The sequence below is a fragment of the Cohnella sp. WQ 127256 genome (assembly GCF_024519285.1).
In the GTDB taxonomy this organism is placed as follows: Bacteria; Bacillota; Bacilli; order Paenibacillales; family Paenibacillaceae; genus Cohnella.
The window spans coordinates 98,378-117,787 of record NZ_JAMZCY010000008.1 but is presented as its reverse complement, the minus strand read 5'-3'; the positions used below and the strand labels follow the sequence as shown (position 1 = coordinate 117,787).

General features: G+C 43.4%; 13 protein-coding genes. 2 read left to right on the top strand and 11 right to left on the bottom strand.

Annotation, left to right across the window (positions count from 1 at the left end; translation table 11 throughout):
- Positions 1 to 52: 52 nt before the first annotated feature.
- The 5 genes from M1K58_RS22140 to M1K58_RS22120 all read right to left on the bottom strand — a co-directional run bounded on the left by M1K58_RS22140 (position 53) and on the right by M1K58_RS22120 (position 6,694).
- Positions 53 to 925: a carbohydrate ABC transporter permease gene (locus M1K58_RS22140; protein WP_256761065.1), complete on the bottom strand. Its 873-nt coding sequence runs from the start codon at positions 923 to 925 to the stop codon at positions 53 to 55.
- Positions 926 to 942: 17 nt separating this feature from the next.
- Positions 943 to 1,818 (bottom strand): carbohydrate ABC transporter permease, encoded by an 876-nt coding sequence (locus M1K58_RS22135; RefSeq protein ID WP_256761064.1) that lies wholly within the window; start codon positions 1,816 to 1,818, stop codon positions 943 to 945.
- An 86-nt stretch (positions 1,819 to 1,904) separates the two neighbouring features.
- Entirely contained in the window at positions 1,905 to 3,251 is a 1,347-nt protein-coding gene (locus M1K58_RS22130) for an extracellular solute-binding protein (RefSeq protein WP_372339195.1), read from the bottom strand.
- Between the two features lie 93 nt (positions 3,252 to 3,344).
- Complete coding sequence (locus M1K58_RS22125) at positions 3,345 to 4,916, bottom strand: response regulator (RefSeq protein ID WP_256761063.1); 1,572 nt, start codon at positions 4,914 to 4,916, stop codon at positions 3,345 to 3,347.
- The gene (locus M1K58_RS22120) at positions 4,913 to 6,694 is read right to left on the bottom strand and encodes a sensor histidine kinase (protein ID WP_256761062.1); all 1,782 of its coding nucleotides are present in this window, start codon (positions 6,692 to 6,694) and stop codon (positions 4,913 to 4,915) included. Before M1K58_RS22120 ends, M1K58_RS22125 begins: the two co-directional genes overlap by 4 nt.
- Before the next feature lie 233 nt (positions 6,695 to 6,927).
- On the opposite strand from M1K58_RS22120, the gene M1K58_RS22115 reads away from it, so the two are divergent.
- Together M1K58_RS22115 and M1K58_RS22110 are read left to right on the top strand one after the other, a co-directional pair.
- Positions 6,928 to 7,317: a hypothetical protein gene (locus tag M1K58_RS22115; protein WP_256761061.1), complete on the top strand. Its 390-nt coding sequence runs from the start codon at positions 6,928 to 6,930 to the stop codon at positions 7,315 to 7,317.
- Positions 7,318 to 7,648: 331 nt separating this feature from the next.
- Complete coding sequence (locus tag M1K58_RS22110) at positions 7,649 to 11,284, top strand: glycosyl hydrolase family 18 protein (protein WP_256761060.1); 3,636 nt, start codon at positions 7,649 to 7,651, stop codon at positions 11,282 to 11,284.
- A gap of 47 nt (positions 11,285 to 11,331) precedes the next feature.
- Here M1K58_RS22110 and M1K58_RS22105 read toward each other — a convergent pair whose 3' ends face one another.
- The 6 genes from M1K58_RS22105 to M1K58_RS22080 all read right to left on the bottom strand — a co-directional run bounded on the left by M1K58_RS22105 (position 11,332) and on the right by M1K58_RS22080 (position 19,324).
- Positions 11,332 to 11,826: a hypothetical protein gene (locus M1K58_RS22105; protein ID WP_256761059.1), complete on the bottom strand. Its 495-nt coding sequence runs from the start codon at positions 11,824 to 11,826 to the stop codon at positions 11,332 to 11,334.
- Between the two features lie 3 nt (positions 11,827 to 11,829).
- Positions 11,830 to 13,341: a sensor domain-containing diguanylate cyclase gene (locus M1K58_RS22100; protein ID WP_256761058.1), complete on the bottom strand. Its 1,512-nt coding sequence runs from the start codon at positions 13,339 to 13,341 to the stop codon at positions 11,830 to 11,832.
- A gap of 148 nt (positions 13,342 to 13,489) precedes the next feature.
- On the bottom strand, positions 13,490 to 14,587 hold the full coding sequence (locus tag M1K58_RS22095; protein WP_256761057.1) for a GntR family transcriptional regulator: 1,098 nt from the start codon (positions 14,585 to 14,587) through the stop codon (positions 13,490 to 13,492).
- Positions 14,588 to 14,720: 133 nt separating this feature from the next.
- Positions 14,721 to 15,611, bottom strand: coding sequence for a carbohydrate ABC transporter permease (locus tag M1K58_RS22090; protein WP_256761056.1), 891 nt, complete (start codon positions 15,609 to 15,611; stop codon positions 14,721 to 14,723).
- A gap of 15 nt (positions 15,612 to 15,626) precedes the next feature.
- Positions 15,627 to 17,543 carry an ABC transporter permease subunit gene (locus M1K58_RS22085; RefSeq protein WP_256761055.1) on the bottom strand — a complete coding sequence of 639 codons (1,917 nt, stop codon included), beginning with the start codon at positions 17,541 to 17,543 and terminating at the stop codon, positions 15,627 to 15,629.
- 104 nt (positions 17,544 to 17,647) lie between these two features.
- Complete coding sequence (locus tag M1K58_RS22080) at positions 17,648 to 19,324, bottom strand: ABC transporter substrate-binding protein (protein ID WP_256761054.1); 1,677 nt, start codon at positions 19,322 to 19,324, stop codon at positions 17,648 to 17,650.
- Between the last annotated feature and the right edge of the window lie 86 nt (positions 19,325 to 19,410).

Sequence of the window (19,410 nt, the reverse complement as noted above, 5' to 3'; positions counted from 1 at the left end):
CATCTAAGCCCATTGACTACCGCTTTTTATATTTTGTAATGTAATCGGAGCCTTATCCTTTAACCGCTCCTGCAGTCATGCCCTTCATAATCTGCTCCTGGAACATCAGGAACACGATTATCGTTGGAACTACAGCAATGGTCATCGCGGCCATCGTCAGCTTATAATCCGTAGCATAGCCTGTTGCGAACACCGATAAGCTTAGTGGAACCGTCTTTAACGCGGGTTTACTAATGAAAATAAGCGCAAAGGCAAAATCATTCCAAAACCGTAAAAATCCAAGAATGGCTACTGTGGATAGAGCAGGAAGACTGAGCGGAAGCATCATTCGGAAGAAAATGCCCCAATACCCTGTACCGTCAATAAGAGCAGCCTCTTCAATTTCCTTCGGAATAGCAATCAAGAATGCTGCAGTAACAAAAATGGCTAAAGGTAGCTCAAATGCTGTATACGGCAAAATGAGTGCCCAATACGTATCCAACAAATTGACTTTATTCATCATAATAAATAGTGGGACTAGTGTACTATGAATAGGAATTAACATCCCTAGAAGAAATAAACCCATAATAAATGCTTTAAACCGGAATTGGAAGCGTGCCAGCACATAAGCTGCTAGTGCACCAAGTAAAAGCGTCAGCACCAAGGATATTATCGTTACGATCGTCGAATTAATAAGGGAGGTACCCATTGCCGAAACGTCCCAAGCTCGTTTCAGATTTTCCCATTGCCATACTTCCGGCAAGCCGAAGGGCCTTGAGTCAAATTCTTCGTTCGTTTTGAGTGCGCTGGTGAATAACCAAAATAACGGATATAACGTTACTAATGCGTATAGCGTCAGCCCAATATTAATAATTCCCTGGCTCCACTTTAGCTTTTTATCCTGCAGCTTAGGGATATTCTTATTCTTAGTTAGTATCTGTTCCATCGGTAATCATCCCCTCTCTATCGATAATCCCGCTTCATTAAATACTGGCTTCCCAAGATAAGAATTAAGCTCAGGATAATAATGGCTGTCGAAATCGCACTACCATAACCAAACCGATATACGTTAAACGTACTGTTATACATATAGGAAGCTAGAACCTCGGTTGTATGAGCAGGTCCCCCACCGGTCATCACATAGATCAGATCAAATGCCTTCAAGCTACCCGAAATACATAACACAATAACGACCTTAATCGTGTCCCAAATCATTGGCAATGTCACTTGGAAGAGTTTGCGCACTGGACCTACTCCATCTAATGAAGCAGCATCATTAATCTCAGGTGATGTGTTCTGAAGTGCAGCGATGAAGATGATCATGTAAGGACCAATGTAGTTCCAGATAATCGGCACCATAATGGCGTACATGGACACACTTGGATCGGATAACCAGACTTTCTTAATCATTTCTAGCCCTGTAGCATCTAGTACAAAATTAAGAACACCGATTTGCGGGTGATAAATATAGCCCCAGATAATCCCGACGACCACTGAGGAAAGCACCATAGGCATGAAAATCGAGGCGCGGATCATTCGTTGGAATAGACTAGCACGCGTTAACAAGAGTGCTAGAATCATAGCAATTGGTACCTGACCGAACACAGAAGCAGCAACGATCAGCATATTATTTTTGAAGCCCGTCCAGAAGATCGGGTCATTAAACACTTCTACATAATTCGTTAAGCCGATAAACTTAGCGCTACCAAGCCCTTTCCAATCAAAAAAACCATAATAAGCAGACCAAAAAATAGGGACAATCACAAAAAATGAATACAACAATAGGGCGGGGAGAAGACCGATTAAAATAAACCCTTTGATTCTCGTCGAAGTTGTCATAATACCCTCCTAGCTCTCATGCCGCTGCAGTTATAAAAAGTCGATTCCAGCCCTAGTTGATGACTGGAATCGCTCTACCAATCTTTCTATTTACTACCTGCAAGCTCTTTTTCGTGAGCAGCTTGAATCTTCTTCGCAATCGCTTCTGGGTTACCGCCCATCAATAATTCCTGTAGTCCATTGTTCACCACATCAGCAACCGCCGAGCTTAGGCGACCATCATATACAGGTGTTGTAGTCACTGTACCAAGCAATTTGTACACTTCAGCGAAAATAGGTGTAACTTTTGAAGTGTCCAGCTCTACCTTGTAGCTGACTAATTGATTACCTTCAAGCGTCTTCTTCTGTACTTCTGGGTTAGCCATCGCATAGATGAGCTTAAATGCAGCATCCTTGCGAGCGCCTTCAACCTTCTTGCTTAGTCCAAGTCCTGTTCCAACTACACCAGATAAAGAGTCAGGATTTCCTTTACCGCCTGGAATAGAAGGCAGAACCGTTGCACGCATTGCAGCTAGAGCTTCAGGTGATGCATTTGCTGCCAGATTGGTTAGTGCCCATCCACCATCAATCATCATAGCCGCTTTACCTTGTGCAAACATTTGCTCCATTTGTGTGTTGTCAATGCTGTTGAAGCCATCTTGGAACGCCTTTGCATCTGAAAGCTGTTGCAGGTGTTTAAGTGCTTCTACGAATTCAGGATCCGTGAATTTCGCGCCGTCTCCAGCAGCAGCCTTAAGGAACCATTCTGTTCCTGTCACCCGGTCAGCCAAGGAGCTGAGAATACTGGATTGTGCTACCCAAGCCGCTTTGTTACCCAATGCGATCGGAGTGATTTTTGCTTTTTTGAATGTATCTACAAGATTCATTAAGTCATCCCAAGTTTTTGGCGGTTGAACGTTATGCTCATCAAAAATCGTTTTGTTGTAGTACAAAATCGAAGTTGGGGATAGCGCCATAGGAGCCCCATATGTTTTTTCATCCACAGTGAATTCCGTGAAGGAGTTCGGCAAGAAGCCTTCTTTCCACTCCGGCTTGCTATCTAGCAATTCGTTTATTGGCTGCAACAGCTCGCCACCAACGAATTCTCTTGTCATAACCCCAGGCCACATCACGAACAAATCAGGCATTTCGTTAGCTGCCGCTACGGTTTTCAAACGTGCTCTATATCCATCAGGTGGAATCCCTTGGACATCAAGCTCTATATTCGGATTATCCTTCTGAAATTGCTCCAACGTTGCTCTCATCGTTTGTGCCCGCAGATCATCACCCGTGTAGTTATGCCATAGAGATAGTTTTACTTTCTCAGGTGCCTTGGTTTCTGTTGCTCCACTTGCTGCAGGTTTGCCGCTTGCTTCTTCCTTGTTTCCACTGGAGCATCCAATTATGGATACTATGAATGCTGTCATTATTGCAAATGTTAATGTTTTCTTCATGTCCTTATGCCCTCCTAATCTCTAGTTACAACTTCAGTATAAGGGGCAACTCCATCCTGCATAACGGGAGAGACTTCGGAGTGAAGGGGGTCATTATTCAGTATCTTTCATCACTTGACGATATTCAGATGGCGTTTTCCCTGTATGCTTTTTGAACTGCTGCGTGAAGTATTTAATGTCTAAATAACCAACACGCTTCGCCACTTCACTGACTTTATTAGGCGTACTCCTTAACATTTCTGTGGCTTTACGCATTCTCTCTTGAGTTACGAATTCTAGATAGGTTAACCCCGTCTCCCGCTTAAACACCTCACAAAAATGATTCTGGTTCAGATGCACAAAGCTAGCTACTTGGTGCAAGGATAAGCTCTGATCTAGATTTTCTTTAATATAAGCGATGGATTTAGGAATATAGGAAAATCGGCTTTGATCCATAGCTTGATGAAAGGCGGACATCACATAAGAAAGCTGCTTGAACACTTCATCCTCAGGACGCCCTTCAAGCTCAAAGCTTAGTGTGGCGGGCATAGGTACACCTTGCATTCCACCATCTTGACTAGAATAGGTTCGTTCTGACCAGCGGTGACCCGATATGACCATAGATTGGAGAAATCCTCGAAGCGTAGTAGGCAGCGCTGCTGGATCTTCAAGCTGTGCCCTAACCGTCTGATTAACCCAATGCCTAAGCTCAGTTGCATCATTGCTCATAAGAATAGCCGCAAGCTCCGCCTCTTCCTTCTCAGAGCATACTGTACGACTACCCGTGCGATCCTCGATATCACCAATAGTGAACAATCCTCTAGCGCCTATTAATCCCTTAAAGGCGTATATTTCTTGGGCTTCTTGATAAGAAGCCTTTAAGCTTTCATAATTTGTAACCGTACAGCCGAGTGTACAAAACACAGTACACTTTAGTGTTTTTTCCACACGTTGCAGTACCTGGAGTAAGCTCATACGATCTGTGAGACCCTCTTCGTAACGTACGACGAGGAGCAATTGATCCTTGCTGAGTAGCGTTATACAGGGAAGTAGCTCGCTGAATATATTATCAACCGCCCCCTGCAGCAATACGTCAAAGGGCTTCTCTCCCCATCCCGAAGCTGAAATCAGTATCACTTGCATAGGGATAAGCTCTCCCTTATTTTGTTCTACATCGTACTTTCGAAACCAATCACGAATTTTATCTAATGAGCTGACATCTTCCTTATCCAAGCCTTTGTTCAACAGCTCAATTAACAATTGCTTGCTGTAAGTAGACGTCTGAAGATTTTCCTGCTTCAACAGCTCCTGCTTCTTAGTAATGTTCTGCTTCGCCTTCATTGCTGCTTTAATAATTTCCTCAGGCCGGCTCGTCTTAAGTAAATAATCCATGACTCCTCCACGTATGGCTTGTTGAGCATAGGAAAAGTCATCATACCCCGTCAGAATCAATATCTCTGTGTCCGGCAGCATCTCCTTGACCTCTTTGGCCAATTGGATTCCATCCATGCCTGACATACGAATATCCGTCAACAAAATATGGGGCTTCTCTAAAGGTATCCTTTCAAGTGCTTCCTCTGCTGAGGATGCGGGGGGAAGGAGCTCCAAACCTAGCTCCTTCCAATCGATAACCGTACATAACCCTGTACGAATAATAACCTCATCATCCACGATCATAATCTTCATGCTTGTACCTCCCCAAGCGGAATGGTAAAGGAAATTCGCGTGCCCTTCCCCCACTCGCTTTCTATCGTTAATCCAGAATCACTGCCGTAATGTAGCTGAAGCCGTTGATGCACATTAAGCAAGCCATAGTTACTTGTTACAGGCCTAACTTGTCCCTTCAGATGCCGCCCCGTATCAATCGATGTCATCAATAAACTGCGGATTTCACGAAGTTTGCCTTCCTGGATACCAACTCCAGTATCCTCCACGACAAACCTCATCTGGCTTCCTTGCAGCTCACCATGAACGAATACTTGTCCTTTTTCTTTCCTTTTCTGAATCCCATGTATGAGACTATTCTCAATCAAGGGCTGGAGCAGTAGCTTCAGCATCATGATTTCCTTCATCTCTGGATCAACAAAAAACTCAATCTCGAACTGATCGGGGAATCGAATGGACTGAATATAGGCATAATTCTGTACATGGGAAATCTCTTGTTTAACGGGACAATACTCCTCCCCTTTATTTAAGCTAAAGCGTAAGAAATCACTCAGTGCACCAACCATTTCAGCGATTTGCCGATCCTTGTTCATTAGAGCGATCCAGTGAATCGACGATAGCGTATTATAGAGAAAGTGCGGATTAATCTGGGATTGCAGCGCTTGAATGTCCGCTTCCTTCTTCATCGCTTCATTCTGCTGCACCTGATCCTTAAGCCTTCCGATCCGCTCGCTGAGCTTATTATAGCTTCGAACAAGTAATCCGATTTCATCTGTACTCTTAATCTTGTACATCGGAATCGTGTCATCCGGATTCAAATCCCGCAGGTAATGGGTCAGCTTCGTGAGCGGCTTGGTTACCCATTGCAAGAAATAAAACATGAGTCCAATCGCAAGTAATACTGCAACTCCGATTGCAACCGCTGTTACTGTAAGAACATATTTATTCTGCGCCTTATACACCTGAGTAGGAATAAATCCAACCAGCTTCCAACCCAGACTTGGGATCGATTGATACAGAATTGTTCTCTGATCCTTACCCCCACTATAATTGAGGACACCACTCTCACTCGTAAACGTATCCATTTGCGGGAAAACATCTGAAAACGCTTGCGTTAACCATTTCGGATCACCACCGGAAATGATCTTGTTATCCTTATCAAGCAGAAGGACATATCCGCTGCTCTCCCAGCCGGCTTCATTGATGAAACGTGCAATTTCCTTCTGATCCACACTAATAGATAGAGAACCCATTTCCTTGAAATTATAAAAATTACGGATCGGTCTTACAACCGAAACCACCCGCTTAATTCCCTCTGTTGTTTTATTCTCATAAAGTGAAGTCCACCACTTCTTAGCGTTACGATAATCCACCTTATGCTGCTCCAGTAGCGGCTTCAGACCTGATTGCAGGATTGTAGAGTTCGATAATTCAGGATTTCCATTCTTCGGAATGATTGTAATGTTCGATATATATTTCTTTGAAAAGGCTAAATTCGTTAAAGTACCTATGATCAACGAATAGCGAGTCACATCCTCTTCATCATTGTCCAGATACAGCTGAATATCCTTTTCACCTATGAGGAAGATGGACATGTTCTCCACGTCCTGAATGACAAACTCCAGCTTTTCCTTAATTTGCTTCAGAGTGTTCATCCCTGATTCCTTCGCCTTATCCTCAGTGACAGAGGTAGCCATTTGATACGAAACGACTCCCGTAGACAACAACGGTAATAGAATCGCACACAACAGCAATAAGGATAACTTGCGCTTAAGCGAATTAGCCAACCAACGTCTCATCGTACTTCTCCTTCGCGCCATTATTTCGAGGCACTATACTATTCGACATGAACATCGGCTTTCCTCGGATCAATTTATGGTAGTTATTTACAAACACTTATCCTCTCCTTCTCCACGGATATATAATCTCTTCCCGTTTCGTGTTCACAATTTGTTCACCTGCTGTTCATACGCGGTTCATTTTACTAACGTAAATTTAGAAAGAATAAACTAAGGTTGTGAGGAGAGTAGAAATGATAAATCACAGTAAATGGTTAATTCGCATTGCCGCAATCTATGCGCTAATCGGGGCGTTGATCGGTTCTGATATGGCGGGAAGAGAAGATTATTCCATCATTCCTGTCCATGCTCATATTCTTGTTGTCGGATGGCTGACCCTCTTTGTCTATGGTATCTTTTATTATGTATTTAAGGAAATCAGCATGAAGAGAACCGCTAAACTACAAGCCTTGACCAGTCTCATCGGGGGTGGACTTATGCCTCTCGGGATGCTGCTGTACTATAAATCGGAAAATACGGCAACCTTGTTGGCGTTTATTATCCCAGCGGCTATACTCCTTCTTGCGATGGCATTGTTTCTCGTCATTGTGTTTTTTGATAAAAAGCTATTTTCCCGCGATTAATCAAGCAGCATCCCTCAATACGCTGGGTAGAGATTTTTTAATCTTCTCTCTCTAGCGTATTTTGCTTTATCTTATCGTATTTTGGAATGACCTCGAAAAGTCAGTTGCTAACTATAAATAATCATTGATCATTCACATAGTGAGACGAGCTTCTTTTACACTAAAATGGACATCTACAGAATGAAATTCCCAATTACATAAGTAGAAAGTTACTTCTAAGCTTCCGCTCCAGAACGAGTTCAATATGACATGGAGGGGGGCAACAAGTATTCGCAATTGATGCAAACGCTTACAATGTTCTTTTTTCTAAAATTGAAAAGGAGTGATCTTGTTGTATACTTCGCACACGAATTACTCGAAAATGGTTGCACTTATTGTTAGCTTTATTTTAGTGTTCTCTTCTATTCTGACAGTCACTACGGCTTCCAAAGCTACTGCTGCTATAAGTCCAGTAGGTCCTACGAATTTGAGAGTTACGCAAGTCACAGATCACACGGTAACCTTAGAGTGGGATCCCATCCCTGATATAGCAGATTATTGGGTTTGGAATGACAAAAACGGTTACGTAGACTGGGCAAACGGATCATCTAAAGTTATTGGCAGTCTAACCCCAGAAACCACCTATTCCTTTTTTCTAGGTCAAGATGGGGTCCAAGCAGCTGTCATTACCCCAGAACAAAAAAGTAACTTAGTCACGTTTACCACTCTTCCCGAAGACCCCAATGCTTATCCAGTGCCTCCGTTAACACCTCCGCACAATCTACAGCTTACTGATATTACGGACACAACCGTGACTTTAAGCTGGGGCTCGAGTCCAGACGCAACCGGTTATGACATTTATGTAAATGGTGGATGGAAAGGCGGCACATGGTCAAACGATTCTACATCCTATGTCGTCTCTCTTGGGGAAGCTTCTGTAATCGGGGGAGTATACACCTTTAGTGTGGGTGCTCAGAAATCAGTTAATGGGCTCACCGAAGTATCCGCTAATAGCAATCAGCTCACTATGACTTGGGGACAATTAGCAGCACCACAGGGGTTAAAAGTGGTCACAGCCACAAGAACTTCCGCATCTCTCGGCTGGGCTCCAACGTCTGGCGCAACTAGCTATGACATCTTCTCGAATGGGATATGGATGGGTTCAAGCGCTTCTAATCATTACGTTGCGACTAACTTAGTTGAGAATACACCCTATCAATTTAAGGTTGTCGCGAAGAATAAGCTTTGGACCTCCCCAGCAAGCAGTGAAATTCCTGTTGTCCCAGGAAGCAATTACAATATTATTACTTACTATACATCGTGGTCGTTAAGTGAAACCGGTCGTAATTTCAAGCCAACGGATATGGATGTATCCCAAGTCACTCATATTAATTATGCCTTTTCCGATTTGTGCTGGAAAGGAGCTGGAACTGGTGGTACCCCATGTCAGAATGCAGATATCCCTTTACAAAATAGATATGTTTACGATGGAGAGATGGTCGTAGGTGATCCTGGATATGATATGCAAAACTTTGAAAGCTTTAAGCTCATCCGCCAACAAAATCCTCACTTGAATATGATGGTGTCTGTAGGGGGTTGGTCATGGTCCAAAAACTTCTCGAAAATGGCTGCAACAGAGCAAACCAGACGCGCATTCGCGAACTCTGTAGTCAAATTCCTCCGTGCGTATAGCTTAGACGGCATAGATATCGACTGGGAATATCCTGTTGAGGGCGGTGAAGAATCGAATTCTAGAGGACCAGAAGACCGAGAAAACTTCTTACTCTTATCTAAAACCCTTCGTGAAACACTAGATGCCGCAAGCTCTGAGGACGGTCGCTATTATCTCATAACGATCGCAGCGGCGCAATCCGATGCCTTCCTTAACAATGCGGATCTAGCCAATTCCTCTCAATATCTTGATTTTATTAACATGATGGACTATGACTACAGTGGCAGCTGGGAAAACTTCACCCATCATAATGCACCTCTGTATTATGACAAGAATCATCCTAAAGCCTATGCTCTTAGAAACAATGTTAACGGAGCGATTAACAGCTTTTTGAACGGTGGAGTCCCAAGTTATAAATTAGTCATGGGTGTTCCATTCTACGGTAATGGCTGGTTGGGCTGTCCTCCAGGCGGAGAATATCAAATCTGTGAAGGTGGCGTAGCGATAGCTGGACAATTCGGAACATGGGAAAGTCAGAAATTCGACTTCTCAGCTATCGAGGATGATTACATGAAACGGGAAGGCTACGTCCGTTATTGGAATGAAGCCTCCAAGGTCCCCTACTTATACAACAGCGTGAACAAAGACTTTATTTCTTACGATGACGAGCAAACGATGATGTACAAAGCTTCCCTGATCAAATCTTTGAATCTAGCCGGTGTCATGAGCTGGGAAATCAGCGGCGATCGTAACAGAACGTTGTCAACGCAATTGGTTAATGATTTGCCAATACGTGGTATTGCGAACCCAGCAGCTCTAGCAGCTCCAGCTAACCTTACTTTGAAAGGCGCAGGCCCTAATGCTGTTAATATCAAATGGGATGCAGCACCTAACGCAACAGGTTATGAGGTTTTTGTAGATCAAGCATTCGTTGCGTATACAACTGACACTAGTTATCTCATCTCCTCTCTTAGTCCAAATACAAGCTATAAGGTTAATGTCATCGCCATTACCAAATCCAACACCAAAATTACAGGTGTCTCTGTCTCTACTCCTGTGATCAATGTAACCACCTCATCTCCTGTCAGTATTGGCGGCGGTGGTGGTGGCGGTGGCCCCATTCCGTCGGTTACATCTGTAGTCGGCAACCCTAAAGCAACCCAACTGAAACCGACAAGTACGAGAGATGGAGATACGGCAATCGTTACTTTACAACCAACAGCCGCGATTCAAGCGATTGAAAGCTCAACCTCTACAAATGTTCAAATCGCTATGGTTACTGAATTCAAGAAAGTAGAGACCACAATTCCTAAAGAAGTTATTCAAGCAATGGCTAAGAAGGGGAAAGATGCCACACTTTCAATCGTTGTTAACGGTGTTGAGACCCTTATACCGCTCTCCGCTCTGAAGTCTGGTGTTGAGATTACAGATATCAAAATCACGATTCAATCTCCTGTGCCTGATGTCACGAGCAAGTTTAAGTCCAAAGCCAAATCCAGTAACGCTAAGGTTCTCGTAGAACCTGTCCAAGTTCATATTAATGCCATGCTACTAAGCTCAGGCGCCAGTCATGTAAGCAAAGTATTTATCCTGAAGAAGGCAGATATCCATGTTGAACGAGCCACAGGTGTGATCTATAATCCAGAAACAAATGAATATCGTCATGTTCCCACAATAATGACAACAAATGCCGATGGAACGGTATCCGTAGAATTGAAGACGAATGAGCATGGAATTTTTTCGATCATCGAATCTGATATTGCATTCCAAGATTTGACTGCAGACTGGTACAAGAGGGATATTGAAATGGCAACCAATATGCTAATCGCCTCAGGGGTTAGCCAGAGCGAATTTGGTGTAAATCATAAAATCACTCGTGCTGAATTTGTTTCGATTATCGTTAAGGCTTTAGGAGTTGCTCCTGTAACAGGCAAGTCAACATTCAATGATGTAGACGATCAAACCAAGTTTGCGACTGAAATTGCAACCGCAGTGCAGATTGGATTGATCAAAGGGAAATCTGCTGATTCATTTGATCCACTTGGAGCGATTACACGTCAAGAATTAGCAGCCATTCTAGAAAACGCAATGAACTATAGTGGTTTGATCCATCAGACGGATCTAAGTACTTTGAATTCGTTTAACGATCAATCTTTAATTTCTAGTTATGCTAAAGCTTCTTTGGCACTCATGGTACAACAAAAAATTATGATCGGAGTTTCTCCGACCCAGCTAGACCCACTGTCCAATGTCACCAAAGCTCAAGCTATTGTTACCGTTATGAGAATGCTACGCATCTTGAGCTTATCCCATTAATTAACGCAACAGCGGGGCAGGATCTTATTCCTGCCCCACTGTATTGATCACGAGAATCGTTTGTTATGGATTTGTTTGTACACCTCATCTATCATTTCATTCCTTGTCGAAGGTAAGATCAGCTTATAAATACAAATCCGTCTGTAGGTTTCCCCCGAAATGACCCGATCCACTAATAATTGATCTAATAACGGAAGCCGAAATTGTTCAATGGGTAAGTAAGCAATCAGCTTCGGATTTTCCTGCTCTTGATTCAACTCAATACGAACTCCGCTCAATTGCGGATAAATCCAAGAGTCATATTCCTCCACGAATCTGAAATCACCCTTATCCGCACCCATAATATCAGGCCGATTTGTAGGGAGTGATACCGTGTAAACCACTCTGTCATAGGAAAAGTTAAGGTCCTTCTGTTCATAGCCTAACTTCTTCAATTTGACTCTGACTACGAGTCCATTACTCCATCTATATATCGCTTTACTGAATAATAATCCAATCACAAACACACCTAACAAAACAACAGATTCCACCGTCGCATCCATAAGCTAGGACCCTCCCCCTCTATGCACGACTACGCGGTTTTTACCAGTTCGCTTCGCTTCATAGAGAGCAGTATCCGCATTATCCTGCAGCTGCTGCATGCTCATTCCCGGTACATAAGAGGCCAAACCCACGCTAACCGTCAGCTTCCCCATAGGCTGAGCTTTTCCGTTGTTGAAGGCATGCGTTTCAACGGCCGATCGAATTTTCTCGGCTACGATTAGCGCTTCGTCCGATGTTACATAAGGCAAGAGTACAACAAACTCCTCCCCACCAAACCGGCATGGGACCTGTGCACCTTGAACCGATTTCGTCATTATTTTCGCTAAGTCGATTAATGCATTATTTCCTTCAAGATGACCATTCGTATCGTTATAATGCTTGAAAAAATCAATATCCGCGATGATCAATGAAAGCTCACAACCTGCGTCGGCTTCAACTAATAGCTTATTTAGCGTTTCCTGATAGTAACGTTGATTGTATAAACCAGTCAATCCATCCGTAATCGACATCTGCTGCATTTTTTCATACAAACGTGAATTTTCAATTGCTACAGAAGCTTGTGATGCAAGAGGGATAATACTATCTATTTCCTCCATGTCTAATGGATGATGATTAACGTTATTATCGACGATGATTGCCCCTAGCATTTTTCCTTGCGTAAGCATGGGAACAACTGCGAAGGACGACATTCCAAACATCTCTGCTAATCGCATCTGTACAGGGTCTTGATCGTCGATCGTATTAACGATATAAGGTCTTTTATTGGTCTGTACTTGACGAAACACATGGGCAGAGGAATCCATCGGAATTTCAATTCCGCGTAGCAAATTAATTAGCCTCTCATCACGGAACTGCGCCTCCTTCTTCACAGCGATGAAATCCCCTAAGTTCATGCGTCTTTGGACTACGCTATTCCAAGTCGAAATCCCTTCCTTCACGCTCATAGAGCCAATCCCAACTTCACCTTTCAATCGTGTGCCCTGTTCGTCCATTAGAAAGAGCAGCGCCCGATTAAATCCTAATCCATAGCCCGCGGTAATCGCAGTTAAAATAATATGTAACAGCTTTTCAACTTCCATCGTACTCTGAATCGCAAATCCTATATCTTTCAGAATAGACAATTGCCTCGACTGCTTATAGAGTTGAGACACCCATTCCGTTGAAGCAGCATGCTTCTGCTTGTTCTTCGTATAGATGAAAGTCCCGGCACCCCCTGCAAGGAGGAGCCCAAGAATGAAGTTCCAATGAAGCTCATCGTTAACGAAGATTAACCCCGTTACGAGACAGATCGAGCTAATCGCCCCGTACCAAGAAAAGCTATAGGAAGCTAGAAGCACACATAATACGTTTAATATTAGTGTATATTGTCCCGTGTCCTGTCGTGAAACCGCTATCACAATTACAATTAAAACTACGCACAACAGGAGCTTATTCCAGATCAACGGCAAATAAAATCGGGAAATTGATCCTGCTAGTATAATCAGAGCAGCAATGGCAAATTCAAGCGGGACCATAGATACACTCCCTCCGTAAACTATTCCTACTTTTATTCGACATAAACCGCACATTCCCCTACCTGTTAACTCGCAAATTTTGTTCTTACTAAAATTCAAAAAACGCCAAATCCCTAAGGGCATTTGGCATTCATCCGAAATGATTAATCTATTTATCTAACGCGCTTGTCGTTCCCCGTATAATTAACTTAGGTACAATTTCGTCTTTAACGAGATGAGTCCTATTCTTAGGGAGTTCATGTAGCAAAATCTCGATTGCACGTCGACCGATCTGCGTCGTATTCTGGTTAATCGTCGTGAGATGAGGATAGGTGAAGGAACTAATCCTCAAGTCATCGTATCCGACTAGACTTATATCCTCTGGCACCTTCAGCCCCATATCTTGAGCCGCCTTCAGCGCACCCATTGCCTTCAGATCACTCGTTACAAATATCGCTGTCGGAGGATTATCCGTATGATTGTGTAGCTGCTTGAACCCTTCGTACCCCATATCCATATTTTCCTTCGAACCTTCCATAACACAGACCAGTTCAGGATCAAATGGAATATGATGCTGCTGCAATGCAAGTCGGTAGCCCTGTAAACGAAGGGAAAATTCTTGATTCAAGTCTAGAAGTGACTTCCCAGTCAGAATGATTCCTGTACGCTTATGGCCCAAGGACAGCAAATGTTGGGTGGCAAGATAACCCCCAGTTAGATTATCCGCAATAACGTAGGGAATCGAGAGATGCGGATAATAAAACTGGACGGTAACGATCCGTTTCCCTTCGTCTCTCCATACCTCAAGTTTCCGTTGGTCGAAGAGCAACGGTGGAATAACAAGAACAAAAGCCCCATGAGGATCATCCGGAAGAGTATACACTTCCCCAGACGCCCACAGGTAGAAGTTAACCCCGTTCTCGTCGCATACTTCCTTCATCATCTCGAGCATGTCACTCCAATAACGATGATTAAAGGCGTCTACGGACAGATCATTATATACAAAATAAACCGTACGAATGGTTGAATTCTTCTCGTTGGAGTCTTCTTCCTTAATAAAGCTTCCCTTACCTCGTATCCGGTAAATGTAGCCTTCCTTGACTAATTCAGTTAATGCTCTGCGCGAAGTAATCTCGCTCGTATTGTACATCTTGGCCAATTCAATCTGATTGGGCAATGGCTGGTCCAGCTCTAGCTCACCATTTTTGATTTTGGCCTTGATGTCATCAATAATAAACTGATACATCGGTATAGATTTGACCGACATGTATTATTCACCTCTGAATTCTGTATTTAAGTATACTTTAAGGGGTGTGGATAAGCAAGGCATGCCTACATAAATAGCCTGCATTCACCTAAATTGGGATCTGCAGGCTAATATTATGTGATTTTAATATACCTTACATTTTCAAAGCACCTTGGGTCATCCCTTGGACGTAATACTTCATACCGAATGTGAACGTAAGGATAAGTGGTATTGAAGATATCGCATAAGCCGCAAATTGAGGACCCATCTCTACCATACCGAACTTACTGAATACTGTTGTTAATCCAACAGAGATGACCTGAATGGAGTTATCTCGAATCGTCAGTAATGGCCAAACATAATCATTATAAACACCAACCGAGTGCATGATGAACAAGGTTGCAAGGATCGGTAGCGAAAGAGGGATAACCATCCTCAAGAAAACGGTGAGCTCCGAAGCCCCATCCATTCTGGATGCCTCGAACATCTCATCAGGAATACCTGCCATAGAGCTTCGACAAAGGAACGTTCCGAACACTTGCCCCCCTGCTGCACTAGCAATTAGAATGGCCCACGGCGTATTCGTTAGCCCTAAGTTCTCATACAAGACATAGGCAGGAATGAGAGTCAGAACGCTGGGGATCATCATCATAGCCAGCATCAACAGGAACAAGATCTCCTTGCCGGGGAAAGACTTCTTCGCGAAAATATAGCCAGCAACTGCGGATAACGCCATAACGAATACACTCGCCGACACAGCGTACAGAACGGTGTTAAACATGTACCTCCAAATCTTCTCAAACCCGTTGCTATAATTTTCCCATAATGCAGGTGAAGGCAATGCCCAGAAGCTACTTAAAATCTGGGAGTTGTTCTTCAATGAGCTGACGACCATGAATATAATCGGTACTAACGTCAAGAGCACCAGCATGCTTAGCACGATAACAATAATGACTTGGTTTAACATCGGCCAACGAATGCTCCATCCTCTGCCTCTAGCAGGAGGTATGGCTACCTTTGCAACATTCATATCTTGAGTTTTCAACGGCCAGCCCTCCTTCTAGTCCTCATTCGTCTTCAATAATTTCATATTTACGATAGTAATAGCCAATATGACTAGGAACATCATTACGCCTAGAGCTGATGCATATCCCAAATCGTCGAATTTCGTAGCTGCATAATACATTTGGAGCGCAGGAACATAGGTCGAATCCATCGGTCCGCCTCCCGTAATAATGAGAATGGCGTTAAAGTCCTGAATAATGCCGATCAGGCTTAGGATGATCAAGAATTTAAACTGTCCCGATAATAACGGCAAATGTATGGAACGAATAATTCGTGGAAGAGTCGCTCCGTCTATCTTAGCCGCTTCAATCAACTCATTCGAAATGGACAGTAAACCCGAGTAAAGAACCAATAGCTGAAGAATACCAACAAACGGAAATCCTATGAAAATAATGGCCCACAATGCCGTCTTCGGATCGCCCAACCAACTATGGGTGAAGGAACCAAGCCCTAGCACCTCTAATAAATTGTTAAAGAGACCGACATTAGGATCATAAAGGTTCTGCCAGATTAGTAGCATAGCGACAACGGGTATAACCATGGACGCAACGAACGCCGTCCTAAGACCATATTGCAATTTCTTACTTCGCAGATGGTAGATTAACTCCGCTACAATCAATGGAGGGATTATGGCTTTGATCAGTCCCGTTATAATGAGAATACCGAGATTGCCAATTCCTTTGGTCACATAAGAGTCATTAAAAATTCGTTTGAAATTATCTAGACCGATAAAAACGGATCTACCACCGGGATTCCAATCGTATAAAGAATGGTACAATCCTGACACCGCAGGAACATATAAAAATAAGATCAAAAGACCAAAGCCAGGTAATAAACACAAATAAATATACTTAGCTCGCCATATTTTAACGAACACGCCTAATCTATTCTTTTTCTTCATCCCATACAAAGCAGCTAATAGAACAGCCACAATAAGTACGCTAACGACGATAATTATAATCTTGTTTTTAAGAGCTTGTTGTTCTGCTCCCTTCACCGCCGATTCGACGTCAAATTGATGAATAGCTCCTCGATCAGTACCTCCGAATAGAGTTACGGCATCCTTATTGAATTCAACTACACGCCCTACGTCATTCCCCTTGGTCTCCCAGAGCTTCTTGCCATCCTGATTGAATACATAGAAGTTACCCGAGAAATCTGCAACAGCGATCAAATCACCCTTAACAGACATCGCCACATCCATGACATCGTCCTTCACAGACAGCTTCTGAATAGATTTCCCTTCTTTGTTGAATATCTCAACCTTAGATCCACTTACACCAAGTGCAATATCTCCCTCATCAGATACAGCTGCAGCGGAAATCTTCCCACTTGCTCCTACCTTATGGACAAGAGTTCCCTCTGCATTAAGTAGATGTGCATATTGATCAGTTGTAGCCGCCACTGTCCATGCCCCATTCGGCGACACCTCAATATCCTGCATCGTCATGCCGATGGGTACAGTTAGGCTATCTTCTCCAGTAGCTGCATCCACAAATAGGACATCCATACTTCTCTGCACAATAACTGCAATGATCTTTCCATCATCAGAGGCAGCGACATCCTTAACAGACCTCTTCATTCCGCGGTCCCAAAGTCGTTGTCCTGCACCATCATAGGCGTACAGATGACGATCATCAGAAGACACAAGAAGCGTGCCTGAATCAAGTAGCTTGACTCCCGTAACGGAGTTCTTCGCCTCAACAGTAAATTGCTCGTTACCTTCGGTATCGAATAGGTGGACCTTCGCCGCCAGACTCCCGACAGCAATACGGCTTCCATCCTGTGATACGGACATCGAACTGATGCTCGCCGCCTCATCCAAAGTCCATTTATCCTTGGCATGAACAAGTGTCGGCATTATCGATAACCATATTAGAATGACAGCAAAGGTATAAGTCAGTTTTCTCATGTTCCATTCCACCCTTTCGTCTAACAAAGAACGGATCGCGGAAACCGCGATCCGCTCTGCTAAACCTGTTAAACCCGATTACAGAACACTTATCAGCTATTCACTTAACTCCTAACTGGTGGCTCGCGTTCTGGCGTCACTAGATCATTCATCTCATACTTAAATTCCTTAAGTGCACCTTCGAAGTTCTTATCCACATTCTTTTGTAGATCGTTCAAGTATTCGTCTGTCGTGATTTTGCCAGCAAAGTATTTTTGAATCGAGCCTACCCAATCCTGTACGGACGGTTGATAATCCCAAAGTCCACGAGCAAGGTTATTCGCAGCGCTATAGAATCCTTCTGTGTTACCGATAGGTTCAAAGTTTGCGAAAGCTTTAGCCATCTCTTCTGGCAGTTTAATATCTTTGAGAGCCGGGGAGCCTGACAGAGCCGCATCCTTACTATTCTGGATTGCTTCCAAATATACGCCGTAGCCTTCTGGGCTAGTCACATACATTAAGAAGTCAGCGCCGATCTCGTTCTGAACTGCATCCTTCGATACTAGACCATAGAAACCTATTGGAATTTGAATCGTACGGGCAGGTGCCATAACTTCAGGACCTTCCATCGAAGGCATATTGAAGAATCCGTATTCGAATGGCTTCACAGCACCACCGTTACCACTCTTGTCAGCTTCAGCGAAATCTTTAGGAAGCTGCCAGTACGATGCCGGACTGCTCATCATCGTAGCTGCTTTACCGCTTAAAAATAAATTGTATGCTTGTTTCTCGTTAACACCGAAGAATCCATCAGGAGTATAGCTGAACAATTTCTTCAAATTTTCTGCATAGGCTTTCCATTGCGGATTACCAGCAATTTTATAAGGACCTTCTTTATCTTTAATCGCTTTCCATTGACGTACTTTGTTCTTAGTTACATTGCTATTCGAATCGTTATAAGGATTTGTCAGATCATATTTCCAATTGTCATCCAATCCTGGCAGGAAGGAATAATCTTGTTCCTGGGAACGAGAGACATTAATATAATCGCGCAAATATTGATCGGCATAAATTCTGACAAGCCATCCCGCTTGCCCGCTCCATACGGAGGTAGCATCTCCAGCAATTGCTAGCGGAGTTAAGCCTGCAGCTTTGACCTTATCGAAGGCAGCAGTCAGCTCGTTAAAGGTTTTAGGAGCTTCCGTTACGCCAACCTTCGCGAAAATTTCCTTATTATACACCCAGACGATCTGAACAGACTCGAAATTCAAAGTGTAGTAGTGATCATTCGCCCCTACGGCATCTAGATTGACACCCATGGCCTCAAGATCTAAGCTTTCTTTCCAAGCTTTGCCTGTGTAAGGATTCATCTTATCGAACAATGGATACATGTCGACGAATTTATTATCCTTCTGAAGACCTTCTACTTCGTTAATTGTAGCCAGATCCACATCCGGTGTTCCAGCAGCGAACTGTGCCGTAAGCCACTCTTTGTAGCCTTGTGCAGGTTTATTCTCTACTGTAACTTTGACACCTGGCTGTTTCTTCATATAACCTTCGGCTACTGCGTTCCATAAGTCCTGTGATTGATTCGAAAGTGAAATGTTTAATTTCCCAGTAAGCTGTGGAGCTCCGCTCGGCTCAGCCGATGCCGACTCTGAGGCAGAAGCAGAAGCTGAAGGTGTCGGCGTCTCAGACGCCGGCTTGCTAGCCGAATTGTTGTTGTTACTCGAACAGGCGGATAATAATGAAATGACAAGTGCAGAACATATAAACGTTTTCATCCAAGTTCTCTTTTTCATTCAACATTCCCCTTTGTTGTAGATTTCCTTCTTAAGCGTTTTCAACAAGATAAGAAAGCAATGTCTAAGTGTACTAAGCCAAGTAT

Excerpts from the sequence above, each read along its gene's own strand:
- M1K58_RS22100 (WP_256761058.1), bottom strand. The coding sequence starts at position 13,341 with ATGGTCCCGCTTGAATTTGCCATTGCTGCTCTGATTATACTAGCAGGA.
- M1K58_RS22135 (WP_256761064.1), bottom strand. The coding sequence starts at position 1,818 with ATGACAACTTCGACGAGAATCAAAGGGTTTATTTTAATCGGTCTTCTC.
- M1K58_RS22080 (WP_256761054.1), bottom strand. The coding sequence starts at position 19,324 with ATGAAAAAGAGAACTTGGATGAAAACGTTTATATGTTCTGCACTTGTC.
- M1K58_RS22120 (WP_256761062.1), bottom strand. The coding sequence starts at position 6,694 with ATGAGACGTTGGTTGGCTAATTCGCTTAAGCGCAAGTTATCCTTATTG.
- M1K58_RS22095 (WP_256761057.1), bottom strand. The coding sequence starts at position 14,587 with ATGTCGGTCAAATCTATACCGATGTATCAGTTTATTATTGATGACATC.
- M1K58_RS22105 (WP_256761059.1), bottom strand. The coding sequence starts at position 11,826 with ATGGATGCGACGGTGGAATCTGTTGTTTTGTTAGGTGTGTTTGTGATT.
- M1K58_RS22125 (WP_256761063.1), bottom strand. The coding sequence starts at position 4,916 with ATGAAGATTATGATCGTGGATGATGAGGTTATTATTCGTACAGGGTTA.
- M1K58_RS22140 (WP_256761065.1), bottom strand. The coding sequence starts at position 925 with ATGGAACAGATACTAACTAAGAATAAGAATATCCCTAAGCTGCAGGAT.
- M1K58_RS22115 (WP_256761061.1), top strand. The coding sequence starts at position 6,928 with ATGATAAATCACAGTAAATGGTTAATTCGCATTGCCGCAATCTATGCG.
- M1K58_RS22085 (WP_256761055.1), bottom strand. The coding sequence starts at position 17,543 with ATGAGAAAACTGACTTATACCTTTGCTGTCATTCTAATATGGTTATCG.
- M1K58_RS22130 (WP_372339195.1), bottom strand. The coding sequence starts at position 3,251 with ATGAAGAAAACATTAACATTTGCAATAATGACAGCATTCATAGTATCC.